Raw genomic sequence first — 22,547 nt, 5'->3', positions numbered from 1 at the left:
CGCCCCGGCGAGAGTCGAGACGGCGACGACCTGTCCACAGGAAGGCGCGACCGCGGGCCGGAGTCCGGCGCCGAAGCAGGCTTCAGCGTTGCTCCGACCGGATCAGAGCCACTTGTCGTAGTCGGAGACGAGCAGCAGCATCGGGTCCTCGTCCTCCTCGATCTCGGAAAACCGGCCAAGCGGCTCGCGGAAGACATTGTCGGTCAGGTCGTCGTTGACGGTGGAGACCTCGCCGATCAGGACGTCGCCGCCCTCGCCCCAGAAGGCGTGCCAGTTGCCGGGCAGCAGCGTCACACTTTCGCCGGGCTCCAGCATCAGGACGCCGCCGGCCGGCAGCCGCCGGGTGATCCCGTCGGTGACGACGGTGACCTCGGCGCTCTCGTCGACGGAGCCGTCGGGCGCGCTTTCATGCATCTGGATCGCCAGCTTGGCACCGCCGCGATTGATGATGTCCTCGGCTTTGACGATGTGCCGGTGCATCGGCGAATACTGGTCGTGGCGGGAGATCATGATCTTCTCGGCATAGAGCATCCCGCCGCCGGCCTTCAGATCCGCCGCGTCGCCGTTGCGCGTGGTGAAGAGGAACAGCCCCATCCGGTCGAAATCGCCCTTGCCGTAATCGGTCACGTCCCAGCCGAGCCGGCGCTCCACGATGGTCGACAGATCGGCCCGCCGCGCCTTCATCTCGTTCGGGGAAAGATAGGCGAAGGGCGGCATGACGTAGCCGAAGGAGCGGATGTAGGAATCCGCTTCCCTGAGGATCTCGTTGACGCGGGAACGCTTCATGCCGGCCTCCCTTCGGAGCTCGCCGCCGGATCGACGAGGATGATCCGGCAATCGTTGACATTGGTGTGGGTCGGACCCGGCACGAACAGGCCGTCGATGGCCTCGAAGAAGCCGGTCGAATCGTTCGCCGCCAGTGCCGCCTCGGCGTCGAGCCCGGCAGCCGCCGCCTTGGCCAGCGTGTCCGGCAGGACGAAGGCGCCGGCCGGATCGCTGGCAAGGCCGGTCCCGCCATCGGTGCCGTCCGTGTCGCCGGACAGCACCGCGATGCCGGGATGGGCGCCCAGCGCCAGCGCCAGGGCCAGCGCATATTCCTGGTTCGGCCCGCCGCGCCCCTCGCCGCGGATCGTCACCGTCAGTTCGCCGCCCGACAGGATCGCGACCCGGTCGCCGGCCTCGATGGCCTCCAGCGCGATGCGGGCATGTTCGGCCGCCACGTCCCGCGCCTCGCCCTCCACGTCGGCGCCGAAGCTGACCACCCTGTAGCCGAGCCGCTCGGCCGTCTTCGCGGCGGCGTCGAGCGAGGCGGCAGGGGTGGCCACGATCTTGTATTCAGCCTGCTCGAAGACCGGATTGCCCGGCTTCGGCGTCTCGTTGGCCGGATCGTCCAGCGCTGCGCGGCAGGAAGCCGGCAGATCGATGCCACGCTTCTCGATGATTGCCCGCGCATCGGCGAGGGTCGTTGCGTCCGGCACGGTGGGGCCGGAGGCGATGACGCTCGGATCGTCGCCCGGCACGTCGGAGATCGCCAGGGTGATCAGCCGCGCCGCGCCGCAGGCATGGGCGAGGCGTCCACCCTTGATCCGCGACAGATGCTTGCGCACGCAGTTGATCTCGCCGATGCCGGCGCCGCTGCGCAGCATCGCCTTCGTCACCGCCTGCTTGTCGGCGAGCGAAATGCCCTCGGCGGGCAGCAGCCAGTTGGCCGAGCCGCCACCGGAGATCAGCGCCAGCACGAGGTCGTCCGGCCCAGCCGCTTCGGCGAGCGCGACCACCTTCGCCGTCGCCGCCAGCCCGTGTTCGTTGGGCAGCGGGTGCCCGGCCTCGACCACCGGGATCGGCCCGGCGTCGAGCGCATAGCCATCGCGGGTGACCGCGATGCCGGTGAGCCGGTTGGCCGGCACGCCGTGCGTCTGCGTGTAATGGGCGACCGCGGCGGCGGCCATCGAGGCGGCGGCCTTGCCGGCAGCGAGGACGACGATGCGCCCCGGCGGCGGCGGCGGCAGATGCGCGGCGAGAATGCTCGCCGGATGGGCCGCCGCAACGGCCGCCTCAAAGATCGTCGTCAGGTCCCCCGACCATGCCGTCGTGTTCATGCAAATCCCTCCCCGCATCGTCCCGGGGCATCCATACCAGAAGAACGGCACGGGGAAACCGCACAAGTGGCGATCGAGATCGGGTCACGGCGCGCGGAAAAAGCCGCGCGGCCTTGCGCCCATACGCTGGCAAAATGGTCGCAGAGGCCTACTCTGACCTTGTCGCAGCGTCCATCTTGGGTGCATTCACGCGCCAGATAATGTTGAAGGCAAAACCATGTTCGAAGGTTTCGACCCGGTCACCCTCGCCCGCTTCCAGTTCGCCTTCACCATCTCGTTCCACATCATATTTCCGGCGTTCACCATCGGCCTCGCCTCGTTCCTCGCGGTTCTCGAGGGCCTGTGGCTGGCGACCGGGCGGTCGGTCTACATCGACACCTTCAACTACTGGATCAAGATCTTCGCCCTGAGCTTCGGCATGGGCGTCGTCTCCGGCATCGTGATGAGCTACCAGTTCGGCACCAACTGGTCGGTCTTCTCCGACAAGACCGGGCCGATCCTCGGCCCCATGATGGGCTATGAGGTGCTGTCCGCCTTCTTCCTGGAGGCCGGTTTCCTCGGCATCATGCTGTTCGGCCGCAAGCGCGTCGGCGACAAGCTGCACTTCGCCGCCACGGTCGTCGTCGCCCTCGGCACGCTGTTCTCGGCCTTCTGGATCCTCTCCGTGAACTCCTGGATGCAGACGCCGGCGGGCTTCAGCTACAATGCCGCCGGCCAGTTCGTGCCGGAGGACTGGTGGGCGATCGTCTTCAACCCGTCCTTCCCCTACCGGCTGGTGCACATGGTGCTGGCCGCCTATCTCACCACGGCCTTCATCGTCGGCGCGGTCGGGGCGTTCCATCTGCTGCGCGACCGCAGCAACCAGATGGCCCGCACCATGTTCTCCATGGCGCTGTGGATGGCGACCATCGTCGCGCCGATCCAGATCGTTGCCGGCGACCTGCACGGCACCAACACGCTGGAACACCAGCCCGCCAAGATCGCTGCGATCGAAGGGCATTTCGAGACGAATTCCGACGGTGCGATGCCGCTCACCCTGTTCGGCATCCCGAACATGGAGGAAGGCCGGACCGACTATGCCGTCAACGTGCCCTATCTCGGCTCGCTGATCCTCACCCATTCGCTCGACGGCGAGGTGCAGGGCCTCGACGCCTTCCCGCGCGAGGACTGGCCGAACTCGACGGTGATCTTCTGGACCTTCCGGGTGATGGTCGGCATCGGCTTCGCCATGCTCGGCATCGGCCTGTGGTCGCTGTTCAAGCGCTTCCGCGGTTCGCTCTACGATTCGCCCTGGCTGCAGCGCGCCATGATCGCCATGGGGCCGATGGGCTTCGTCGCGGTGATCTGCGGCTGGGTTACCACCGAGATGGGGCGCCAGCCCTTCACGGTCTTCGGCCTGCTGCGGACCGCCGAGAGCCATTCGCCGATCGCCGCCGAAGCGGTGGGCACCTCACTGGTGGCGTTCATCGTGGTGTATTTCGTGCTGTTCGGCGCCGGGACATTCTACATCATGCGCCTGATGTCGAAGCTGCCCAGCCCGGCAGAGGACGACACGCCGGATCATCATCCGACGCGCTCGGCCGGCATCACGCCCGCCTTCTCGCTGGAAGGCCGCAACAAACCCGAACCGGCGGAATAGGAGGCCGACGCAGATGGATCTCGCTGTACTCTGGGCCTTCATCATCGCCTTCGCGGTCATTGCCTATGTCATTCTCGACGGCTTCGACCTGGGCACCGGCATCCTGTTCCCGCTGCTCGGCCGGCACGAGAACCGCGACACCGCCATGAACACGGTGGCGCCGATCTGGGACGGCAACGAAACCTGGCTGGTGCTGGGCGGCGGCGGCCTGTTCGCGGTCTTCCCGCTGGCCTACGCGATCATCATGCCGGCCATCTACGCGCCGGTCATCGCCATGCTCCTGGCGCTGATCTTCCGCGGGGTGGCCTTCGAGTTCCGCTTCAAGACGGTACGCGGGCGCTGGATGTGGGACGTGTCGTTCTTCGTCGGCTCGATCGTCGCCGCCTTCAGCCAGGGCGTTGCCCTCGGCACGCTGGTCCAGGGCATCGACATCGACGGCCGCGCCTATGCCGGCGGCTGGTTCGACTGGCTGACGCCCTTCTCGTTGATGACCGGCGTTGCCGTCGTGGTCGGCTACGCGCTGCTGGGCGCCACCTGGCTGGTCATGAAGACCGAGGGCGAACTGCACGACATCGCCCGCCGCTACGCGTGGATCTCGGCGGTCGGCACCATGGTCCTGATCGGCGTGGTCAGCCTGTGGATGCCGTTCATGGAAGACCAGTTCTATCTGCGCTGGTTCACCTTCCCGCAGATCTTCTACGTGGCGCCGGTGCCGATCCTCGTCGCGCTCGCCACCTTCAGCCTGTTCCAGTCGCTGGCGACCGGCAAGGAGATCCGGCCGTTCCTGTCGGCGCTGGCGATCTTCGTCCTGTCCTTCGCCGGGCTCGGGATCACCTTCTATCCGGACATCATCCCGCCCCATGTCACCATCTGGGAGGCGGCCGCACCGGAATCCTCGCTGATGTTCCTCCTGGTCGGGGCGACGGTGCTGATCCCGCTGATCCTCGCCTATACCGGCTATTCCTACTGGGTCTTCCGCGGCAAGGTCCGCGAGGGCGAAGGATACCACCATTGACGGCGCGGCACGGCGACCGCCCGGAGACCGGGGACAAGGCGCCGGGTAGCCTGAAAAGCCGGCTCGGCTGGTTCGCGCTCCTGTGGCTCGGCGGCGTCGCCGCCGTCGCCACGGTCGGCTACGGCATCCGTCTCGTCCTGATCGGCTAGAGCGCCAGTTCCGGCACCGTCTCGCGCACCAGCGCCATGTCCGCGTGAAAAGCTTCGCGCTCGCGCTCCTGCGTGGCCTTGTCGGGCAGCCGCAGGATGTAGGACGGATGCACGGTGACCAGCGCCCGCGTCCCCTCGTCGAGGTCGATCAGCTTCGACCGCGTGTCGCGGATCGTCACGGTCTTGCCGAGGACGGCGGAGGCAGCGGTCGCGCCCAGCGCCACGATCAGCTTCGGCCGGATCAGGTCGCGTTCGAGGTCCAGCCACCAACGGCAGGCCCGCACCTCGCCACCATTCGGCTTGGCGTGGATGCGCCGCTTGCCGCGCGGCGCGAACTTGAAGTGCTTCACGGCATTGGTGACATAGGCGCGGCTGCGGTCGATCCCGGCCTCGCCCAGCGCCGTGTCGAACACCTTGCCCGCCGGCCCGATGAAGGGCTCGCCGGCAATGTCCTCCTGATCGCCCGGCTGCTCGCCGACGAAGATGACCGGTGCATCCTCCGGCCCTCGCCCGAACACCGTCTGGGTCGCCGGCTCCCAGAGCGGGCAAGCGCGGCAGTGACTGGCCGCCTCGCGCGCCGCGGCGATCGATGTCGGGCGCTCGTCCGCCGGCTGCGCCGCCAGCTCGGGTTGTCGTGCCATGTCGCGCTCCTTCTGGCGTTCGTGCCGCAGGCTGGGCAAGGTCGGCGCGGTCTCGATCATCCGCCGCGACGCCGCCTCTGCCCCGGCGATCAGCGGCTTGATCAGCACCGTCTCGGGCATGTTTGCCCAGTATTTCTTCGGCATCTCGGCGCGCATGGCGTTCACCTTGAGCCGCGCCGGGTTGAAGATCGACGCGTAATAGGTGAGCCACAGGGCTTCCATGTCGTCGCCCTCCGGTCGCATGTCCTTCGTCGCGCCGGGCAGAAAGGTCAGTTCGCTGCCGTCCCAATGGGCGCTGCGCTCCGGCGTCAGGATGGTCCAGACCATCCCGGCGAAGCGCCGGGCGAAGAAGGGCGCGGTGTGTTCGACGATGTGGTGGAACGGTTCGAACCAAGCGACGTAGTGGCGGCGGCCTTCGTCGTCCTCGATCTCGCGAAAGCGCACGAAGGCCTTCATCTTGTGGCTGTCGCGGCGGACCGCCTTTTCCATCTCGGAGGCGCGCAGGATGTCCCGGTCCGACGCGATCTCCAGGAGCTTCTTCTCCCGTTGCAGTCGCCACAGCAGACGATAAGCGAAGACGAAGCGGTCGGCATCGGCATGGCAGACCAGCTTGGCCGCCAGTTCGGGAAACGCCTTCGGCACGGTCGGCTGCGGCGCGCCGGCGGGTGCCGGCGGCAGCGGCCCGGCGAAGAGGCCCGCGGTTTCGTCACCGACTGTGAAGCTCATCTCCTCCGGCGGCACGCCAAGCGCCAGCGCCGTGCGCGCCGCCTGGCGCCACGCGTCGAAATCGGCGGAGAAGGAAAGACGCGCAACATACATGGGATCGGGCTCGCCTGCGGGACGGAATGAAACCTGCGTGGCGGTGCCGCGGTTCCGCCAATGCTCCGCGGCCCGGCTGCCGCGGCCCGTGTGAGGCCCGACGCTCAGAACAGTTCGAGCTGCGCCGTCCGCTGCACCTTCGGCACGAAGCGCTCGCGCAGGCCGGCGCTGTCCGTCGCCGCGCCCGGCGACCAGTCGAGCGCCTCGATGAACGGCCGCACCTTGTCCACCGACTGGCAGAGCCGCGCCACGTCGTCGAGGCGCAGGCTGCGATGCCGCCGCGTCGACAGGATGCGGTTCACCGCCCGCGTGCCAAGGCCCGGCACCCGCAAGAGCATCTCGCGGTCGGCGCGGTTGACGTTGACGGGAAACCGCTCGCGATGCTTCAGCGCCCAGGCGAGCTTCGGGTCGATCGCCAGATCCAGCATGCCGTCATCGCCGCCCGCGACGATCTCGCCACGGTCGAAGCCGTAGAAGCGCATCAGCCAGTCGGCCTGGTAGAGCCGGTGCTCGCGCATCAGCGGCGGCTTGGAGAGCGGCAGCCGGCTCGAGGCGTCGGGGATCGGCGAGAAGGCCGAGTAATAGACCCGCTTCAGGTGATAATTGCCGTAGAGATTTTCCGAGCGGCCGAGGATCGCGTCGTCGTTTGATCCGTCGGCGCCGATGATCATCTGGGTCGACTGGCCGCCGGGCGCAAAGCGCTTCGGCTTCGCCCGGTCCCGCTTCTCGCCCTTGTGCTCCTCGATCTTGGCGCGCAGATGCCCCATCGACCGGCGGATGTCGCGCGGGTTCTTTTCCGGCGCGAAGGCTTCCAGCGTCACGTCGGTCGGCAGCTCGATGTTGATCGACAGGCGGTCGGCGAACAGCCCCGCCTCCTCGATCAGCGCCGGCGCGGCATCGGGGATCGTCTTCAGATGGATGTAGCCGCGGAAATTTTCCTCCAGCCGCAGCTTTCGGGCGATCCGCACCATCTCCTCCATCGTGTAGTCGGAGCTGCGGATGATGCCGGAGGAGAGAAACAGCCCCTCGATGTAGTTGCGTCGGTAGAAGGACATCGTCAGGTCGACAACCTCCTGCACTGAAAAGCGCGCCCGCGGCACGTTCGACGACGAGCGATTGACGCAATAGACGCAGTCATAGACGCAGAAATTCGTCATCAGGATCTTGAGCAGCGAGATGCAGCGCCCGTCCGGGGCATAGGCATGGCAGATGCCCGAGCCTTCGGTCGAGCCGATGCCGCCGGACTTCGCCGAGTCGCGGCGGGTCGAGCCGCTGGACGCGCAGGAGGCGTCGTATTTGGCGGCGTCCGAGAGGATCGCCAGCTTGTCGATGAGCGTGGTCTTGGCCATCCCGCCTGTATAGGGTTCTCGGAATGTTCCTGCGAGCGGTCACCGCCGGATTGCCCTGCTACAGGCTGTCGCAGGTGGTCACTCCGGAGCCGCTTTGGGAGCTTAGGCCTGCACCAGAGGCGGGGTGCCGTCCTGCGCGACGCCACAAACGAAAACGGCCGGGCTGAAGCCCGGCCGTCGCATCATGAAAGCTTTGCCGGAGCCTAGTGCGACTGCGCCTTGGCGACCGCGCGCTTGGTGACGACCTTGACGAGGTTGGCGCGGTAATCCGACGAGCCGTGCAGATCGGCCAGCATGTCGCTCGGATCGACCGACAGCCCCTCGATGGCGGAGCCGTCGAAATTCGCCGACAGCGCCTGCTCGGCGGCTTCCCAGCGGAAGGTGCCGTTCGAGCCCGCGCCGGTGACGCCGACCTTCACGCCATCGCCGCGCTTGGCGACGAAGACGCCGCACATGGCGTAGCGCGAGGCCGGATTGCGGAATTTCTCGTAGCCGCACTGATCCGGCGCCTCGAAGGACACCGCGGTGACGATCTCGTCCTCTTCCAGCGCCGTCTCGAACAGGCTGACGAAGAATTCGTCCGCCGGCATTTCGCGCTTGGAGGTGTGGATCGTCGCGCCCATCGCCTTCAGGGCGGCCGGATAATCGGCGGCCGGGTCGTAATTGGCGACCGAGCCACCGATCGTGCCCATGTGGCGCACGGCGATGTCGCCGATCAGCCCGGCCAGCGAGGCGAAGCCCGGACAGGTCGACTTGATGCCCTCATGGGCGGCGATCTCGGCATGGGTCGTGCCGCCGCCGATGCGGATCGAGCGGCCCTCGACGCTGATGCCCTTGAGCTCGCCGACATGGCGCAGATCGACCAGCGCCGTCGGCGCGGCAAGCCGTTGCTTCATGGTCGGGATCAGCGTCATGCCGCCGGAGAGGAACTTGCCCTCCCCGCCGCTGTCGCCGACCAGCCGGACGGCCTCGTCGAGGGTCGAGGGGCGATGATAGGTGGTCTCGTACATCTCAGGTCTCCCTTGGCGCCGGGTCGCGCCTGTCCTGTTCAGGCGCGGGCCGCGCGGCGCGGCTGTCTCGATGGGACCAGGGGTCCCGGAACGCTGCCGGCGGCCGGTCTGCGGCCGCCGGACGATCAGGCCGCCGTCAGGTGACGGCGTGGATGGCGCGCCACACCTTCTGCGGCGTCGCCGGCATGGTCAGGTCGTTGTTGCCGATGGCGTCGGTGATGGCGTTGATGACGGCCGGCGGCGAACCGATCGCGCCGGCCTCGCCGCAGCCCTTCATGCCGAGCGGATTGCCGGGGCACAGCGTCTCGTTGGTCGACACGTCGAACATCGGCAGGTCCCAGGCCCGCGGCATGGCGTAGTCCATGTAGGACGCCGTCACGAGCTGGCCGGTCTCGTCGTAATGGGCGCCTTCCAGAAGTGCCTGGCCGATGCCCTGGGCGAGACCGCCATGCACCTGTCCCTCGACGATCATCGGGTTGATCACCCGGCCGAAATCGTCGGCGGCGACGAACTGCACGATCTCGGTGGTGCCGGTCTCCGGATCCACTTCGACCTCGCAGATGTAGCAGCCGGCCGGGAAGGTGAAGTTGGTCGGATCGTAGAACGCGCCTTCCTTCAGGCCGGGCTCCATGCCGTCCGGCAGATTGTGGCCGGTATAGGCGCCGAGACAGACCTCGTGCCAGCCGAGCGACTTGTCAGTGCCCGCGACCTTCACCTCGCCATTCTCGATGACGATGTCGCCCTCGTCGGCTTCCAGCAGATGCGCGGCGATCTTCTTGGCCTTGGCCTCGACCTTGTCGAGCGCCTTGTGGATCGCCGACATGCCGACCGCGCCGGAGCGCGAGCCGTAGGTGCCCATGCCGAACTGCACCTTGTCGGTGTCGCCATGGATCACCTGGACGTTGTCGACCGGCAGGCCGAAACGCTCGGCGACGAGCTGGGCGAAGGTCGTCTCGTGGCCCTGGCCGTGGCTGTGCGAGCCGGTGAGGATCTCGATCGTGCCGACGGGATTGACCCGGACCTCGGCCGATTCCCACAGCCCGACGCCGGCGCCGAGCGAGCCCACGGCCTTCGACGGCGCAATGCCGCAGGCCTCAATGTAGCAGCTCATGCCGAGACCGCGCAGCTTGCCGCGCGACTGTGCCTCGGCCCGGCGGGCCTCGAAGCCCGCGACGTCCGCCGCCTGCATGCCGGCATCCAGCGTCGCGTCGAAATCGCCGGCGTCATAGGCCATGATGACCGGCGTCTGGTGCGGGAAGGAGCGGATGAAGTTCTTGCGGCGCAGTTCCGCCGGCGAGACGCCGAGCTCGCGCGCCGCCGTCTCCATGGTCCGCTCGATGACGTAGGTGGCCTCGGGCCGGCCGGCGCCGCGATAGGCGTCGACCGGCACGGTGTTGGTGTAGACGGCCCTGACATTGGCGTGGATCGCCGGGATGTCGTACTGGCCCGACAGGAGCGTCGCGTAGAGATAGGTCGGGGTCGCCGACGAGAACAGCGACATGTAGGCGCCCAGATTGGCCACCGTGTCGACCTTGAGACCGAGGATCTTGTTGTCGGCGTCCAGCGCCATCTCGACTTCGGTCACGTGGTCGCGGCCATGGGCGTCGGTCAGGAACGCCTCGGTACGATCGGACGTCCACTTCACCGGCACGCCGGTGCGCTTGGATGCCCACAGGCAGACGATCTCTTCGGGATAGATGTAGATCTTGGAGCCGAAGCCGCCGCCCACATCCGGCGCGATCACCCGCAGCTTGTGCTCCGGCGCGACATTGTAGAAAGCGCTCATCACCAGCCGGGCGACATGCGGGTTCTGCGAGGTGGTCCAGCAGGTGTAGTGGTCGTCGGCGGCGTCGTAATGGCCGAGTGCCGCGCGCGGCTCCATCGGGTTCGGCACCAGCCGGTTGTTGACGATGTGCAGCTTAGTGACGTGCGCGGCATTGGTGAAAGCCGCGTCCGTCGCGCCCTTGTCGCCCAGTTCCCAGTCGAAGATCAGGTTGTTCTCGGCTTCCGGATGGAGCTGCGGCGCGCCCTCCTTCAGCGCCTCGACGGCGCTGACCACGGCCGGCAGCTCGTCATAGTCGACCATCACCGCTTCGGCCGCGTCGCGCGCCTGCATCTGGGTTTCGGCCACGACCACCGCGACGGCCTGGCCCACATGGCGGACCTTCTCCACCGCCAGCGCCGGCCAGGCGCCCATCTTCATCGGCGTGCCGTCCTTGGAGGACACCGCCCAGCCGCAGATCAGATTGCCGATGCCGTCGCCCTGCAGCTGCTCGCCGGTCAGGATGCCGATGACGCCCGGCATTCCCTTGGCTTCGTCCATGTCGATGCCGGAGATCGTGGCATGGGCATGGGGCGAGCGCACGAACGCCGCGTATTTCATGCCCGGCACGACCATGTCGTCGACATAGCGGCCACGCCCGGTGATGAACCGGCGATCCTCCTTGCGCAGAACCTTTGCGCCGATGCCTTCGATACCCATAGAAAACCTCCCAATTTTCGCTGGGGGCCGGGATCACCGTCGGGATCGCTGCGGCCGCCCTGATCCGTGGCGACCCGAAGGCCGCCCTGCCTCCCTATTCGGCCGCGACCTGCTGCGGCTGCGATGCGCCGGCGGCAGCCAGGATCGCCTTGACGATGTTGTGGTAGCCGGTGCAGCGGCAGATATTGCCCTCGAGGCCGTCGCGCACCGCCTTCTCGTCGAGCGCGCTGCCGTGCTGGCGGATCAGGTCCACCGCCGTCATGATCATGCCCGGGGTGCAGAAGCCGCACTGCAGGCCGTGATGCTCGCGGAAGGCCGTCTGCACCGGATGCAGCTCGGCGCCGTCGGCCAGTCCCTCGATCGTCGTCACCGAGGCGCCCGAGGCCTGGACGGCCAGCATGGTGCAGGACTTCACGGCCTTGCCGTCCACATGGACCACGCAGGCCCCGCACTGCGAGGTGTCGCAGCCGACATGGGTGCCGGTCAGGCCGAGATTTTCGCGCAGGAAGGTGACGAGCAGCGTGCGGTCTTCGACCGCGCCCTTCATCTCCCGACCGTTCACCGTGATCGTCACGTCACTCATCGATATCCTCCCCGGGGGTCTGATCGCATCGTCCCGCATCGCTGCCGGACGGGCGAATATCTGCGCGGCGTCGACTACCCACGCCACGGCTCCGGCGCGAGCTTGCCCTTTGCCGGGGATCGCTTCAAGCGCTTTTCAGAATCGTTCCATGGTACGAGGTCGCCGGCGCGGGTCTGGTTGCAGCCGAAACCACCGGCGCGGAGAGGCCGCCGCGTGCCCTCCAAATCGTCCGCCGCCCGACCTCGCGGCCAAGCGTCGCAATGACGTTCCGACAGGTGTGACCCCGGCGGCACGGGACGGGCGAAAATCAGCTACACGTTAACGTCACCGAGCGAAATATCCCCGCCAGTAGGTTGTTATTTCATCAAATCCCAGCATGCTGACCGCCAGCCCGAGGAGGGGGCGCGGCGGCCTTTCGCGCGCCGTCACCGGACATCGTGAAGCCGGCTTCGGGTGCCGCTCCAACGGTCAATGCGGTCAACGGGAAACTGGCGTCTTTGCGGTATCGGTTCCACACCAGCCACATGCTTGCACGTGCTGCCCTCGGGGCGGTGCTCGTCATGGCGGCTCCGCAGCGCGCCGCGGCCTTCGAGATCTTCGGATTCAAGTTCTTCGAGGACGAGACCGACGACGCCACCGACGTCATCAACCCGATCTCCTACACGGCATCCTTGTCGCTGGCGCCGGGAGTCACCGCCGACGGCGACATCGAAACAGCCCTGAACGATGCCTCGGTCCTCGTCTCCGACGCCAGCGATCCGGTCTCCGGGTCGCTCGGCCTGATCGCCAAGGCGAAGACCGACCGCAAGCGCCTCGTCGCGACGCTCTACGAGAACGCCCGATACGACGGCCTCGTCGACATCTTCATCGAGGGCCGCAACCTCGCCGACCTGCCGCCGGACACGAAATTCGACACCTCGCGCCCCGTGCCGGTGACGATCCGTGTGACGCCCGGTCCGGTCTACGAGCTCGGCCGCGTGGCGATCACCACCGGCGGCCTGCCCGTCGATCCGGCCGAATACGGCCTGGTGCGCGGCGGCTCGGCGAACTCCGTCGATGTCCTGGAAGGCGAGGCGAAGCTCCTGCGCGACCTGCGCAACCAGGGCCGCCCCTTCGTCGCCGTGACCGGCCGCGAGACCGTGGCGGACGCCGCCACCGACGAGCTGGACTATTCCCTCGACGTGTCGCCCGGCGACATCGTCCCCTTCGGCGAGACCTGGGTGGACGGCACCACCGACGTCGATCCTGGCTTCGTCGCCTACATGGCCGGCGTGAAGGCCGGCGAGGTGTTCTCGCCCGACGAGCTGGCCGCGGCCCGCAAGCGCCTCGTCGAGCTCGGCGTGTTCTCCAGCGTGACGGTGAAGCCCGGCGCGGCCCAGGCCGCCGACGGCACCCTGCCGGTGCAGGTCGAAGTGGCCGAGCGCAAATTCGGCTTCTACGGCCTCGGCGCCACCTATTCCAACACCGAGGGCGCCGGCGCCTCCGGCTATGTCGGCTATCGCAACCTGTTCGGCCGGGCGGAATCGATCCGCCTCGACGCCTCGATCTCGCGCATCGGCGCCACCGCCATCAGCGACGAGGCCCGCGAGATCAGCGGCCCGGACTACGCCACCTCGCTGGTGTTCAAGAAGCCCGGCGTGCTCGGTCCCGATTCGGTCTATATCGGCTCGATCGAGGCCGGCCGGCAGCAGCCGCTGGCCTATGACCGCGAATTCGTCGCCGTCACCAGCGGCGTCGAATACAAGATCGACGAGCAGCAGAAGCTGAGCGCCACGGTGCGCGGCGAATACGAGACCATCGGCGACTTCCTCGGGGAGCGGGACTATCTGCTCGCCTCGGTGCCGGTGACCTACACCTTCGACAGCCGCGACAACGAGCTGAACCCGACCGAGGGCATCTTCGCCAAGGCCTTCGCCGAGCCGACCTACAATGTCGACGACGGCGCCGCCTTCGTGAAGACGCGTGTCGATGCGTCGAGCTACCTGTCGCTGACCGAGAACGACAGGCTCGTCCTCGCCGGCCGCGTCGGCTACGGCACCATCTTCGGCGCCGATCTCGGCGAAGTGCCCAACGACCGGCGCTTCTTCGCCGGCGGTGGCGGCTCGGTCCGCGGCTACGAATTCCAGTCGATCGGCCCCTATTATCCGTCCAGCGTGCCGGCCGGCAGCGGCTTCAATCCCGACTTCACCGACACGCCCACCGGCGGCCTGTCGCTGTTCGAAGCCTCGCTCGAAGCCCGCGTCGCGGTGACCGACAAGATCCAGATCGTACCCTTTGTCGACGGCGGCACGGTGTCGGACGACCTCGTGCCCGACTTCAACGCGTTCAAGCTCGGCGCCGGCGTCGGCCTGCGCTACCTGACCAGCTTCGGGCCGATCCGCGTCGACGTCGCGGTGCCGCTCGATCCGGGCCCGCGCGACGCCAGCTTCCAGTTCTATGCCGGAATCGGACAGGCCTTCTGATGATACGTGCCGGACGCCTCCTGCAGATCGCGGCGACCCTCGTCCTGGGTGGCTTCGTGGCCCTCGCCCCGAGCCGCCCGGCGCAGGCCCAGCAGTTCCTCGCGACCCAGATCGAGAACCTCGTCTCCACCGACACCATGCAGGTGAAGATCGAGGGCCTGTCCGGCGCGCTGAGCGGCGACATCCGCATCGAGAACGTCACCGTCTCCGATCCGCAGGGCGTCTTCCTGACCGCCAGCGACCTCGCCATGGACTGGTCGCCGCTCTCTCTCGTTCGCTCCAACGTCTCGATCGACGCGCTGACTGCCGGCAGCATCGTCCTGGAACGCCTGCCGACCGGCCAGCCGGAAACCCTGCCCGACGAGGAATCCGGCGGTTTCTCGCTGCCCTCGATCACCGCCGACATCCGCCGCCTGGCGATCGAGGAATTCGTGCTCGGCGAGGCGATCGCCGGAACCCGCGCCCGCCTGCGCGCCAATGCCAGCCTGCAGCTTGCCGCCGATCCGACCGATCTGAACGTGAAGGCCGACATCGAGCGCCTCGACCAGCCCGGCCAGATCGCGCTGGAGATCGGCTATGCGCCCGCCGAGAACCAGCTGAAGATCGACGTCAAGGCCAGCGAGCCGGCCGGCGGTCTCGTCGCGACGCTGCTCGACATTCCGGATCGCCCGGCCGTCGACCTGACCATCAACGGTTCCGGGCCGCTGTCGGCCTTCATGGCCAACGGCTCGCTGGAGGTCGGCGCAGAGACCGCGGCCACCCTCACTGCCCGCGCCGACGACGTCGATGCTGGCCTGCGCGTCTCGGCCTCGCTCAACGTCGCCGCCGAGCGCTTCGTGCCCGAACAGTTCCAGCGCTACGTCGCCGGCGGCACGGCGCTCGACCTGCAGATGGTGATCCGCGACGACGGCACCTACGCCATCGAGCAGGCGGTCCTCTCCTCCGACGCACTGTCGGCAACGGCCGGCGGCACGCTGGACCTGTCGGGCACTGCCAACGACCTGAATCTGTCGGTCGCCTCGCGCGACGGTGATCCGATCCCCTTCGTATTCGGCGAGGCGCCGGGCGAGACGAGGATCCAGCTTGCCGGCATCGACGGCACGCTGAAGGGCGCACTGTCTGCCGCAGCGCTCGATCTGACGCTGCGCCTGCCGCGCGCCGGTTCCGGCGAATATCAGGCCCAGGGGATCAGCGCGAAGATCGCCAGCGCCGGCTTCGACCTGACCGACTTCCGGGGCGCTTTCGATGCCGATCTGGAAGCCCAGTCCGTCGCCGCGCCCGACGGTATCCAGCAGCGCTTCCTCAACGGCCCGGTGAAGATCGCGCTTGCCGGCAACCTGACCGACACGGGCCTGACCTTCCGGCCGAGCGAGGCGGTGACCGACGTCGCCAATCTGCAGCTCGAGGGCGAGGCCGCGCTGAACTTCTCGACCTTCGCCCTCGACGTGCAGTCGCGCTTCCAGACCAGCGCCCTCTCGGCCGCCGTAGTGCCGCTGGCCGGCGAGGAACTTGCCGTCGGCGGCCGCTTCGCCCGCACCCCGGACGGCGCGCTGAGCGCCGAGGCGCTGACCGTGCGTGGCGACGGCCTGACGATCGATGGCACCGCCGCGCTGACAAACGACACGGTCTCTGCCGACATTTCCGGTTCCCTCAACGAGGCCGGCTCCGTCAGCGGTGCCCTGGCCGGTGCGGCGACATTCAGCCTGACCGCCTCCGGCCCGGTCGAAAAGCCCGACCTCGATCTGCAGATCTCCGGCAACGGCCTGTCGATCAACGGCCGCGAACTCGCCGATCTCAAGGTCGAGGCCCGCGGCACGCTCAACCCGGCATCGCCCTCGGGCAGCGTCGCCATCACCGGCACGCTCGACGGCCAGCCCCTGTCGGGCAACGCCACCGTCGAGACGCTGGACAATGGCGACCGCCGGATCACCGACCTCGCCATCCGCCAGGGTCCCAACAGCATCACCGGCGATCTGCGCCTGACCGACGCCTTCGCGCCCGTCGGCACCCTCGCCATCGACGTCAGCGACATCGGCCCGCTGGCCGCGCTCGGCAGCCTCGACGCCTCCGGCGACGTGGTCGGGCAGGTGGACCTCACCGTCGAGAACGACGGCATGCCCGTCGCCGCCATCGACCTGACCGGCGAGCGCCTTTCCGTTGCCGGCAACACGCTCGACGGCGCCCGCATCGACCTGTCGGTAAAGGACTATCTCGGCATTCCGCGCCCGACCGGCACCGTCACCGCCCGCGCCATCGCCGCGCCCGGCATCGCCGTCAGCGACCTCGACGTGGCGCTGCGCGAGGACGAACAGGGCACCGATCTCGTCGCCGAGGCGAAGGTCAACGCCGTGCCCTTCGCCCTGGCCGGCAATGTGCTGTTCGAGCCCGACACGACGCTGGTCCGCCTGACCCGCTTGACCGCCGACATCGAGGACGCCGCGATCCGTCTCGCCGAAGAGGCCATCGTGCGGATCGAGGACGGCGTGACGACCCTGTCCGGCATCCGTGTCGACGTCGGGGACGGGGACCTTTCCCTCGACGGCACCGCCGGCGAAACCCTCGACCTCGCGCTGCGCCTGACGGATGTGCCGGCCGCCGCCGCCAATCCCTTCGTGCCGGGCCTTGCCGCCGCCGGCACCATCGGCGGCACCGCCGCCGTCTCCGGCGCGGCAAACGATCCCGCCGCGACCTTCGCCATTGTCGGCACCGACCTCGCCGTCGCCAGTTCGCGCGCCGCCAGCGTACCGGCGATCCAGGCGAACCTCACCGGCAGCTATGCCGGCGGAACGCTGACCCTGCAGACCGCAAGGCTCGATCTCGGCGACGGCTCGCTCGACGCCTCCGGCACGATCGGTGACCAGCTCGATCTCGAGGTCGCGATGGATTCCGTCCCGGTGGCGCTGGCCAACGGCTTCGTCGACGGGCTCGACGCCGAAGGCACGCTGACCGGCACGGCGACCGCCACCGGTCCGCGCAGCGATCCGCAGGCGACCTTCGCCCTGTCCGGCACCGGCATCACCGCCGAAGAGATCGCCGCGGCCGGCATCGATCCGCTGACACTCGACGTCGCCGGCGCCTATGCCGACGGCACCGCGACCCTCGACCGCGCCGAACTGATCGTCGGCGACGGCTCGCTCAGCGCCTCCGGCACGGTCGGCGAAGAGCTCGACATCGAGCTGGCCATGCGCCGCCTGCCGGTTGGCCTGGTCAACGGCTTCGTCCCCGGCCTCGACGCCAGCGGCACCCTGTCCGGCACCGCTTCGGCGTCGGGTTCCACCATCGACCCTGAAGCCGTCTTCGACGTCTCGGGCACCGGCATCACCACCCGGCAGATCGCCCGCTCCGGCGTCGCGCCGCTGGCCCTGCGCCTGACCGGCACCTATGCCGACGCCACCGCCGCGCTGGAAACCGCCGTCATCAATGTCGGCGACGGCTCGTTGGTTGCCACCGGCCGCGTCGGCCAGAATCTCGACCTCGACGTGACTATGACCAATCTGCCGGTCGGTCTCGCCAACGGCTTCGTCGATGGCCTCGCCGCCCGCGGCACGGTCTCCGGCAAGGGCACAGCCACCGGCACGCTCGACAATCCGACCGCCAGCTTCGACCTGACCGGCACGGGCATCACCGCCGACGCCATCGCCGAGAGCGGCATCGACCCGCTGACGGTGGACGCCGCGGGCCGCTATGCCGATGGCACGCTGACCCTCTCCGAAGCCGAGATCGCCGTCGGTGACGGCTCGCTGACCGCCGAGGGCACAATCGGCGAGACCCTCGACCTGCGCGTTGCCGTCAACGCCATCCCGGTCGGCCTTGCCAATGGCATCGCCCCCGATCTCGGCGCCGAGGGCACGATCTCCGGCACCGCGACCGCCACCGGTTCGCTCGCCGACCCGCAGGCCCGCTTCGACCTTTCCGGCACCGGCATCACGACACGCCAGATCGCCCAGTCCGGCGTCGCGCCCTTCGCCCTCGACGCCGCCGGCGCCTATGCTGATGGGACAGCCACCATCGAGCGCGCCGACCTGACCGTCGGCGACGGCTCGCTCAGGGCCACCGGCACCGTCGGCGAACAGCTCGACCTCCGCCTTGCCATCGACGCCCTACCCGTCGGCCTCGCCAACGGTTTCGTCGACGGTCTCGGCGCAGAGGGCACGATCACCGGTTCGGCCACGGCCACCGGCTCCCTGTCCGATCCGCAGGCCCGTTTCGATCTCGCCGGCAGCGGCATCACCACCCGCCAGATCGCCCAGTCCGGCGTCGCGCCCCTCGTCCTCGACGCCGCCGGCTCCTATGCCGATGGGACGGCCACCATCGAGCGCGCCGACGTCACCGTCGGCGACGGCTCGCTCCGGGCCACCGGCACGGTCGGTGAGCGGCTCGCCATCGATGTTGCCATCGACGCCTTGCCCGTCGGGCTTGCCAACGGCTTCGTCGACGGCCTCGGCGCCCGCGGCACCGTCTCCGGCTCGGCCTCGGCCACGGGCTCGCTCACCGATCCCGACGCCAGCTTCGACATCACCGCCTCCGACGTCTCCGTCGCCCAGAGCCGCGCCGCAGGCGCGCCGGCGCTGCAGGCGGTCGCGGAAGGCCGCTATGCCGGCGGCACGCTGAACCTCGGCAATGCCCGCATCGACGTTGGCGGCGGCGCCATCACCGTCACCGGTTCGGCCGGCGCCAATGCCCTCGACATCACCGCCGAGATCAGCGTCCTGCCCGCCTCGATCGCCAGCGCCGCGGCGGCGGGCATCGCCCCGCAGGGCACCATCAACGGCACGGTCCGCGCCACCGGCGCCCCGTCCAACCCGTCGGTCACCTACGACATCAATGCCAGCGGCGTGTCGATCCAGCAGACCCGCGCCGCCGGCGTCGGCGCCCTGGCGGTCACCACCAGCGGCCGCTTCGCCGACCAGGTGGTCACCACCGACACCAGCCTGACCGGCGACGGTCTCGACTTCAGCGCCACCGGTTCGGTGAACCTTGCCGGCGGCCCGCAGCTCGACCTCTCCCTGAACGGCTCGGCGCCGCTGTCGCTCGCCAACCGGATCCTCGCCGAAGGCGGCCGCTCCGTGCAGGGCACCGTCCTCGTCGATGCCCGCGTGACCGGTCCCGTGTCCCAGCCCGCGATCGTCGGCACGGTCTCGACCACCGGCGCGCGCTTCATCGACACCGGCGCCAATCTCGCCCTCAACGACATCTCGACAACCATCTCGCTCGACGGGCGCACCGCCACAATTCGCGCCTTCGACGCGAACCTGTCCGCCGGCGGCACGCTCGACGTATCCGGCACGGTCGGCCTCGACGGCGGCTTTCCGGCCGACATCACGATCCGGCTCGACGATGGCCGCTACAACAAGGGCGAACTCGTCACTGCCAGGCTCGACGCCGAACTGACCATCACCGGGCCGCTGACCGGCACGCCGCGTCTGGCCGGCACCATCAATGCCGAAGAGATCAACGTTCTCGTACCGGAAAACCTGCCGAGCTCGCTTGCCCGCATCGACGTGACCCATCGCAACGCGGCGCCCGCCGTCTACGAGCAGCAGCGCGAGATCTCGCCCGAGCGCGCCGATGGCGGCAATGGCGGCGGCGGCATCGATCTCGACCTGACCTTCAACGCGCCCAACCGGGTGTTCGTGCGCGGCCGCGGCCTCGACGTCGAACTCGGCGGCCGGATCACCATCACCGGCTCGGCCGCCTTCCCGAATGTCGTCGGCGGCTTCGACCTGCAGCGCGGCCGCTTCTCCATCCTCGGCAAGCGTCTCGACTTCGATCGCGGCCGGCTGAGCTTCACCGGCGGCCTCACGCCCTATCTCGACCTCGTGGCCCGCTCCACCGCCGGCGACGCCACCGTGTTCATCACCGTCACCGGTCCGGCCGACGATCCGAGCTTCAACTTCTCCTCGGAGCCGACCCTGCCCCAGGACGAGGTGCTGGCGCGGCTGATCTTCGGCCAAGGCACCTCCGACCTGTCGCCGCTGCAGATCGCCCAGCTCGCCGAGGCCGCGGCCTCGCTGGCCGGCGTCGGCGGCAGCAGCGGCCTTCTGGAGAATCTGCGCTCGCAGCTCGGCGTCGACGATCTCGACATCCGCACCGCCGCCGACGGCACCACCGCGGTCGGTGTCGGCAAGTATCTGAACGAGAACACCTATGTCGGCGTTGACACCAGCGGCCGGGTGACCATCGACCTCGATCTCGGCTCGGGCCTCAGCGCCCGCGGCGCGGTGACCTCCTCCGGTGGCGGCGAGGTCGGCGTCTTCTACGAAGGCGAGTTCTAGACGTCCGACCCGGAGAGCGGTGACGCAGTGTCGCCACCGTCAGGGCTTTGCCACGACATTCTCGGATGAACCTTTCTCGCCGTCGGCCCGTTGGGGACCCAGAAGGCACGAGCGCGCCGGCATGTCCGGCCCGCCGCGCCCGCCCCGAAACGACAGGCAGGAGACCGACAATGATGTCGTCGAAATTCGATCACCCGACCCATGGCTCGTACGATAAGCCCGAGGACGTCCTGAAGGACGACCGGCTATCCGACGGCGAGAAGGAAACCATCCTGTCGGAATGGCGCTCGTCGCTGCAGCAGATCCTGAAGAACGACCCGAACGTGCCCGAGGTGAAGGCCACCAGCGAGTCCCTCGATGCCGCGATCGAGAAGCTGTCGGCCGCACGTACCTGATCCGTCGCCGTCGGCCCCGCCCGACGGTCCGATCCGCGCCTCTGTCCGCGCGCCGGCTTCGTGCTAACTAGCGAAGCGGCCCGGCCGGACGGCGCGGACCGGTGCATGAAACGACGCGTGACCATCAGGAGAGACCATGCCCACGAGCATCAATCCGGCGACGGGCGAGACCATCGAGGAATTCGCCGCGCACACCGACGCCGATATCGAGCGCACCCTCGCCAATGCCGATCTGGCCTTCCGCGACTGGCGCAAGACCTCCTTCGCCCGGCGCGCCGAGGTTCTGATGCGGGCCGCCGACCAGATGGACACCCGCAAGACCGAGCTCGCCCGCATCGCCACCATGGAGATGGGCAAGCGGCTGAAGGAAGCCGAGGCCGAGGTCGGCAAATGCGCCAACGCCCTGCGCTTCTACGCCGAGAACGCCGAGAAGTTCGTCGCCGACGACGTGCGGGACGGCCCCGCCGGCCGCAATTTCGTGACCTATCTGCCGATCGGCCCGGTTCTGGCGGTCATGCCGTGGAACTTCCCCTACTGGCAGTGCATGCGCTTCGCCGCCCCGGCGATCATGGCCGGCAATGTCGGCATCCTGAAGCACGCCTCCAATGTCAGCCAATGCGCGCTGGAGATCGAGCGCATCTTCCTCGACGCCGACGCGCCGCAGGGCGTCTTCCAGACCCTTCTGATCTCCTCCTCCAAGGTCGAGGGGATCCTCAAAGACAGCCGCGTGCGCGCCGCCACCCTGACCGGCAGCGAGGGCGCCGGCTCGGCCGTCGCATCGACCGCCGGCTCCGAGATCAAGAAGACCGTGCTGGAGCTCGGCGGCTCCGACCCCTTCATCGTCATGCCCTCCGCCGACATCGCCAAGGCGGTCGAGGTGGGCGTCACCGCCCGCATGCAGAACAACGGCCAGAGCTGCATCGCCGCCAAGCGCTTCATCGTCCATGAGGACGTCTACGAGGATTATCTCGGCCGCTACACCGAGGCCGTCGAAGCCATCAAGCTCGGCGACCCGATGGCCGACGACACCGGCATGGGCCCGCTGGCCATGAAGGCCGGCGTCGACGACCTGAAGGACCAGATCGACAGATCGGTCAGTGCCGGGGCCAAGCTCGTGACCGGCGGCAAGGCGCCGGAGGGTCCGGGCTATTTCTTCCAGCCGTCGATCCTCGCCGACGTGCCGGAAAGCGCGCCGGCCTATCGCGAAGAGCTGTTCGGCCCCTGCGCGATCATGTTCAAGGTCAAGTCGATCGACGAGGCCATCGACCTCGCCAATGATTCCGAATTCGGTCTCGGCGGTTCGGCCTGGACCACCGAGCCGGCCGAGCAGGAACGCTTCATCCGCGAGCTCGATCAGGGCGGCACCCACATCAACCGCATGACCGCCTCCGACCAGCGTCTGCCCTTCGGCGGCGTCAAGCGGTCCGGCTACGGCCGCGAACTGGCGCACGAAGGCATGCTGGAATTCATGAATGTGAAGACCGTCACGATCGACTGAGACGACAGCTGAAGGGGCCGGCAGGTTTCGCACCTGCCGGCTCTCTTTAACGAAATCGAGCGCCGCGAATTGCAGCATCGCCGATATGTGCACTATAATAGGGCACATCAGGCCATGCGCGGCGCCGACCC

The 22,547-nt window shown here is 68.5% G+C and carries 14 protein-coding genes; 7 read left to right on the top strand and 7 right to left on the bottom strand.

The genetic code is table 11. The features are described 5' to 3' along the window. Nucleotides 1-102: 102 nt before the first annotated feature. A complete protein-coding gene (locus ACEQX1_RS14930; RefSeq protein ID WP_187392129.1) occupies nucleotides 103-786 on the bottom strand; it encodes a D-lyxose/D-mannose family sugar isomerase in 684 nt (227 codons plus the stop codon). After that, a complete protein-coding gene (locus ACEQX1_RS14925) occupies nucleotides 783-2,099 on the bottom strand; it encodes a glycerate kinase (RefSeq protein WP_370196991.1) in 1,317 nt (438 codons plus the stop codon). The genes ACEQX1_RS14930 and ACEQX1_RS14925 overlap by 4 nt, the downstream gene beginning before the upstream one ends. A gap of 217 nt (nucleotides 2,100-2,316) precedes the next feature. Here ACEQX1_RS14925 and ACEQX1_RS14920 point away from each other — a divergent pair, with 217 nt between their 5' ends. From ACEQX1_RS14920 to ACEQX1_RS14910, 3 genes are read left to right on the top strand one after another with little or no spacing between them, the layout of a single operon-like run. Beyond that, nucleotides 2,317-3,738: a cytochrome ubiquinol oxidase subunit I gene (locus ACEQX1_RS14920; protein WP_024349224.1), complete on the top strand. Its 1,422-nt coding sequence runs from the start codon at nucleotides 2,317-2,319 to the stop codon at nucleotides 3,736-3,738. A 13-nt stretch (nucleotides 3,739-3,751) separates the two neighbouring features. Continuing rightward, nucleotides 3,752-4,753: a cytochrome d ubiquinol oxidase subunit II gene (cydB, locus tag ACEQX1_RS14915; protein ID WP_024349225.1), complete on the top strand. Its 1,002-nt coding sequence runs from the start codon at nucleotides 3,752-3,754 to the stop codon at nucleotides 4,751-4,753. Continuing rightward, nucleotides 4,750-4,902 carry a DUF2474 domain-containing protein gene (locus tag ACEQX1_RS14910; RefSeq protein ID WP_370195339.1) on the top strand — a complete coding sequence of 51 codons (153 nt, stop codon included), beginning with the start codon at nucleotides 4,750-4,752 and terminating at the stop codon, nucleotides 4,900-4,902. The genes cydB and ACEQX1_RS14910 overlap by 4 nt, the downstream gene beginning before the upstream one ends. Here the strand turns inward: ACEQX1_RS14910 and ACEQX1_RS14905 are convergent. From ACEQX1_RS14905 to ACEQX1_RS14885, 5 genes are all read right to left on the bottom strand, one after another. Continuing rightward, nucleotides 4,899-6,362 carry a UdgX family uracil-DNA binding protein gene (locus ACEQX1_RS14905; protein ID WP_370196990.1) on the bottom strand — a complete coding sequence of 488 codons (1,464 nt, stop codon included), beginning with the start codon at nucleotides 6,360-6,362 and terminating at the stop codon, nucleotides 4,899-4,901. The genes ACEQX1_RS14910 and ACEQX1_RS14905 overlap by 4 nt on opposite strands. A 104-nt stretch (nucleotides 6,363-6,466) precedes the next feature. Then, nucleotides 6,467-7,711: a putative DNA modification/repair radical SAM protein gene (locus tag ACEQX1_RS14900; protein WP_370195337.1), complete on the bottom strand. Its 1,245-nt coding sequence runs from the start codon at nucleotides 7,709-7,711 to the stop codon at nucleotides 6,467-6,469. Between the two features lie 203 nt (nucleotides 7,712-7,914). Next, nucleotides 7,915-8,721 (bottom strand): xanthine dehydrogenase family protein subunit M, encoded by an 807-nt coding sequence (locus tag ACEQX1_RS14895; RefSeq protein ID WP_370195336.1) that lies wholly within the window; start codon nucleotides 8,719-8,721, stop codon nucleotides 7,915-7,917. Nucleotides 8,722-8,857: 136 nt separating this feature from the next. Further along, complete coding sequence (locus ACEQX1_RS14890; RefSeq protein ID WP_370196989.1) at nucleotides 8,858-11,203, bottom strand: xanthine dehydrogenase family protein molybdopterin-binding subunit; 2,346 nt, start codon at nucleotides 11,201-11,203, stop codon at nucleotides 8,858-8,860. 94 nt (nucleotides 11,204-11,297) lie between these two features. Then, nucleotides 11,298-11,786: a (2Fe-2S)-binding protein gene (locus tag ACEQX1_RS14885; protein WP_024349230.1), complete on the bottom strand. Its 489-nt coding sequence runs from the start codon at nucleotides 11,784-11,786 to the stop codon at nucleotides 11,298-11,300. 524 nt (nucleotides 11,787-12,310) lie between these two features. Between ACEQX1_RS14885 and ACEQX1_RS14880 the strand changes: the two genes are divergently transcribed. The 4 genes from ACEQX1_RS14880 (at nucleotide 12,311) to ACEQX1_RS14865 (ending at nucleotide 22,416) form a co-directional block, all read left to right on the top strand. Continuing rightward, the gene (locus ACEQX1_RS14880) at nucleotides 12,311-14,248 is read left to right on the top strand and encodes an autotransporter assembly complex family protein (RefSeq protein WP_370196988.1); all 1,938 of its coding nucleotides are present in this window, start codon (nucleotides 12,311-12,313) and stop codon (nucleotides 14,246-14,248) included. After that, on the top strand, nucleotides 14,248-20,523 hold the full coding sequence (locus tag ACEQX1_RS14875) for a translocation/assembly module TamB domain-containing protein (RefSeq protein WP_370196987.1): 6,276 nt from the start codon (nucleotides 14,248-14,250) through the stop codon (nucleotides 20,521-20,523). The genes ACEQX1_RS14880 and ACEQX1_RS14875 overlap by 1 nt, the downstream gene beginning before the upstream one ends. A gap of 170 nt (nucleotides 20,524-20,693) precedes the next feature. Continuing rightward, a complete protein-coding gene (locus ACEQX1_RS14870) occupies nucleotides 20,694-20,918 on the top strand; it encodes a hypothetical protein (protein ID WP_024349233.1) in 225 nt (74 codons plus the stop codon). A 136-nt stretch (nucleotides 20,919-21,054) separates the two neighbouring features. Beyond that, nucleotides 21,055-22,416, top strand: a complete 1,362-nt coding sequence (locus tag ACEQX1_RS14865; protein WP_370195071.1) for an NAD-dependent succinate-semialdehyde dehydrogenase — start codon at nucleotides 21,055-21,057, stop codon at nucleotides 22,414-22,416. The last annotated feature ends 131 nt before the right edge of the window (nucleotides 22,417-22,547 follow it).

Origin of the sequence: Aurantimonas sp. (assembly GCF_964217435.1) — a bacterium.
Classification (GTDB): Bacteria; Pseudomonadota; Alphaproteobacteria; order Rhizobiales; family Rhizobiaceae; genus Aurantimonas; species Aurantimonas coralicida.
The sequence above is the reverse complement of the archived record's forward strand: the minus strand, read 5'-3'. Positions and strand labels throughout refer to the sequence as shown.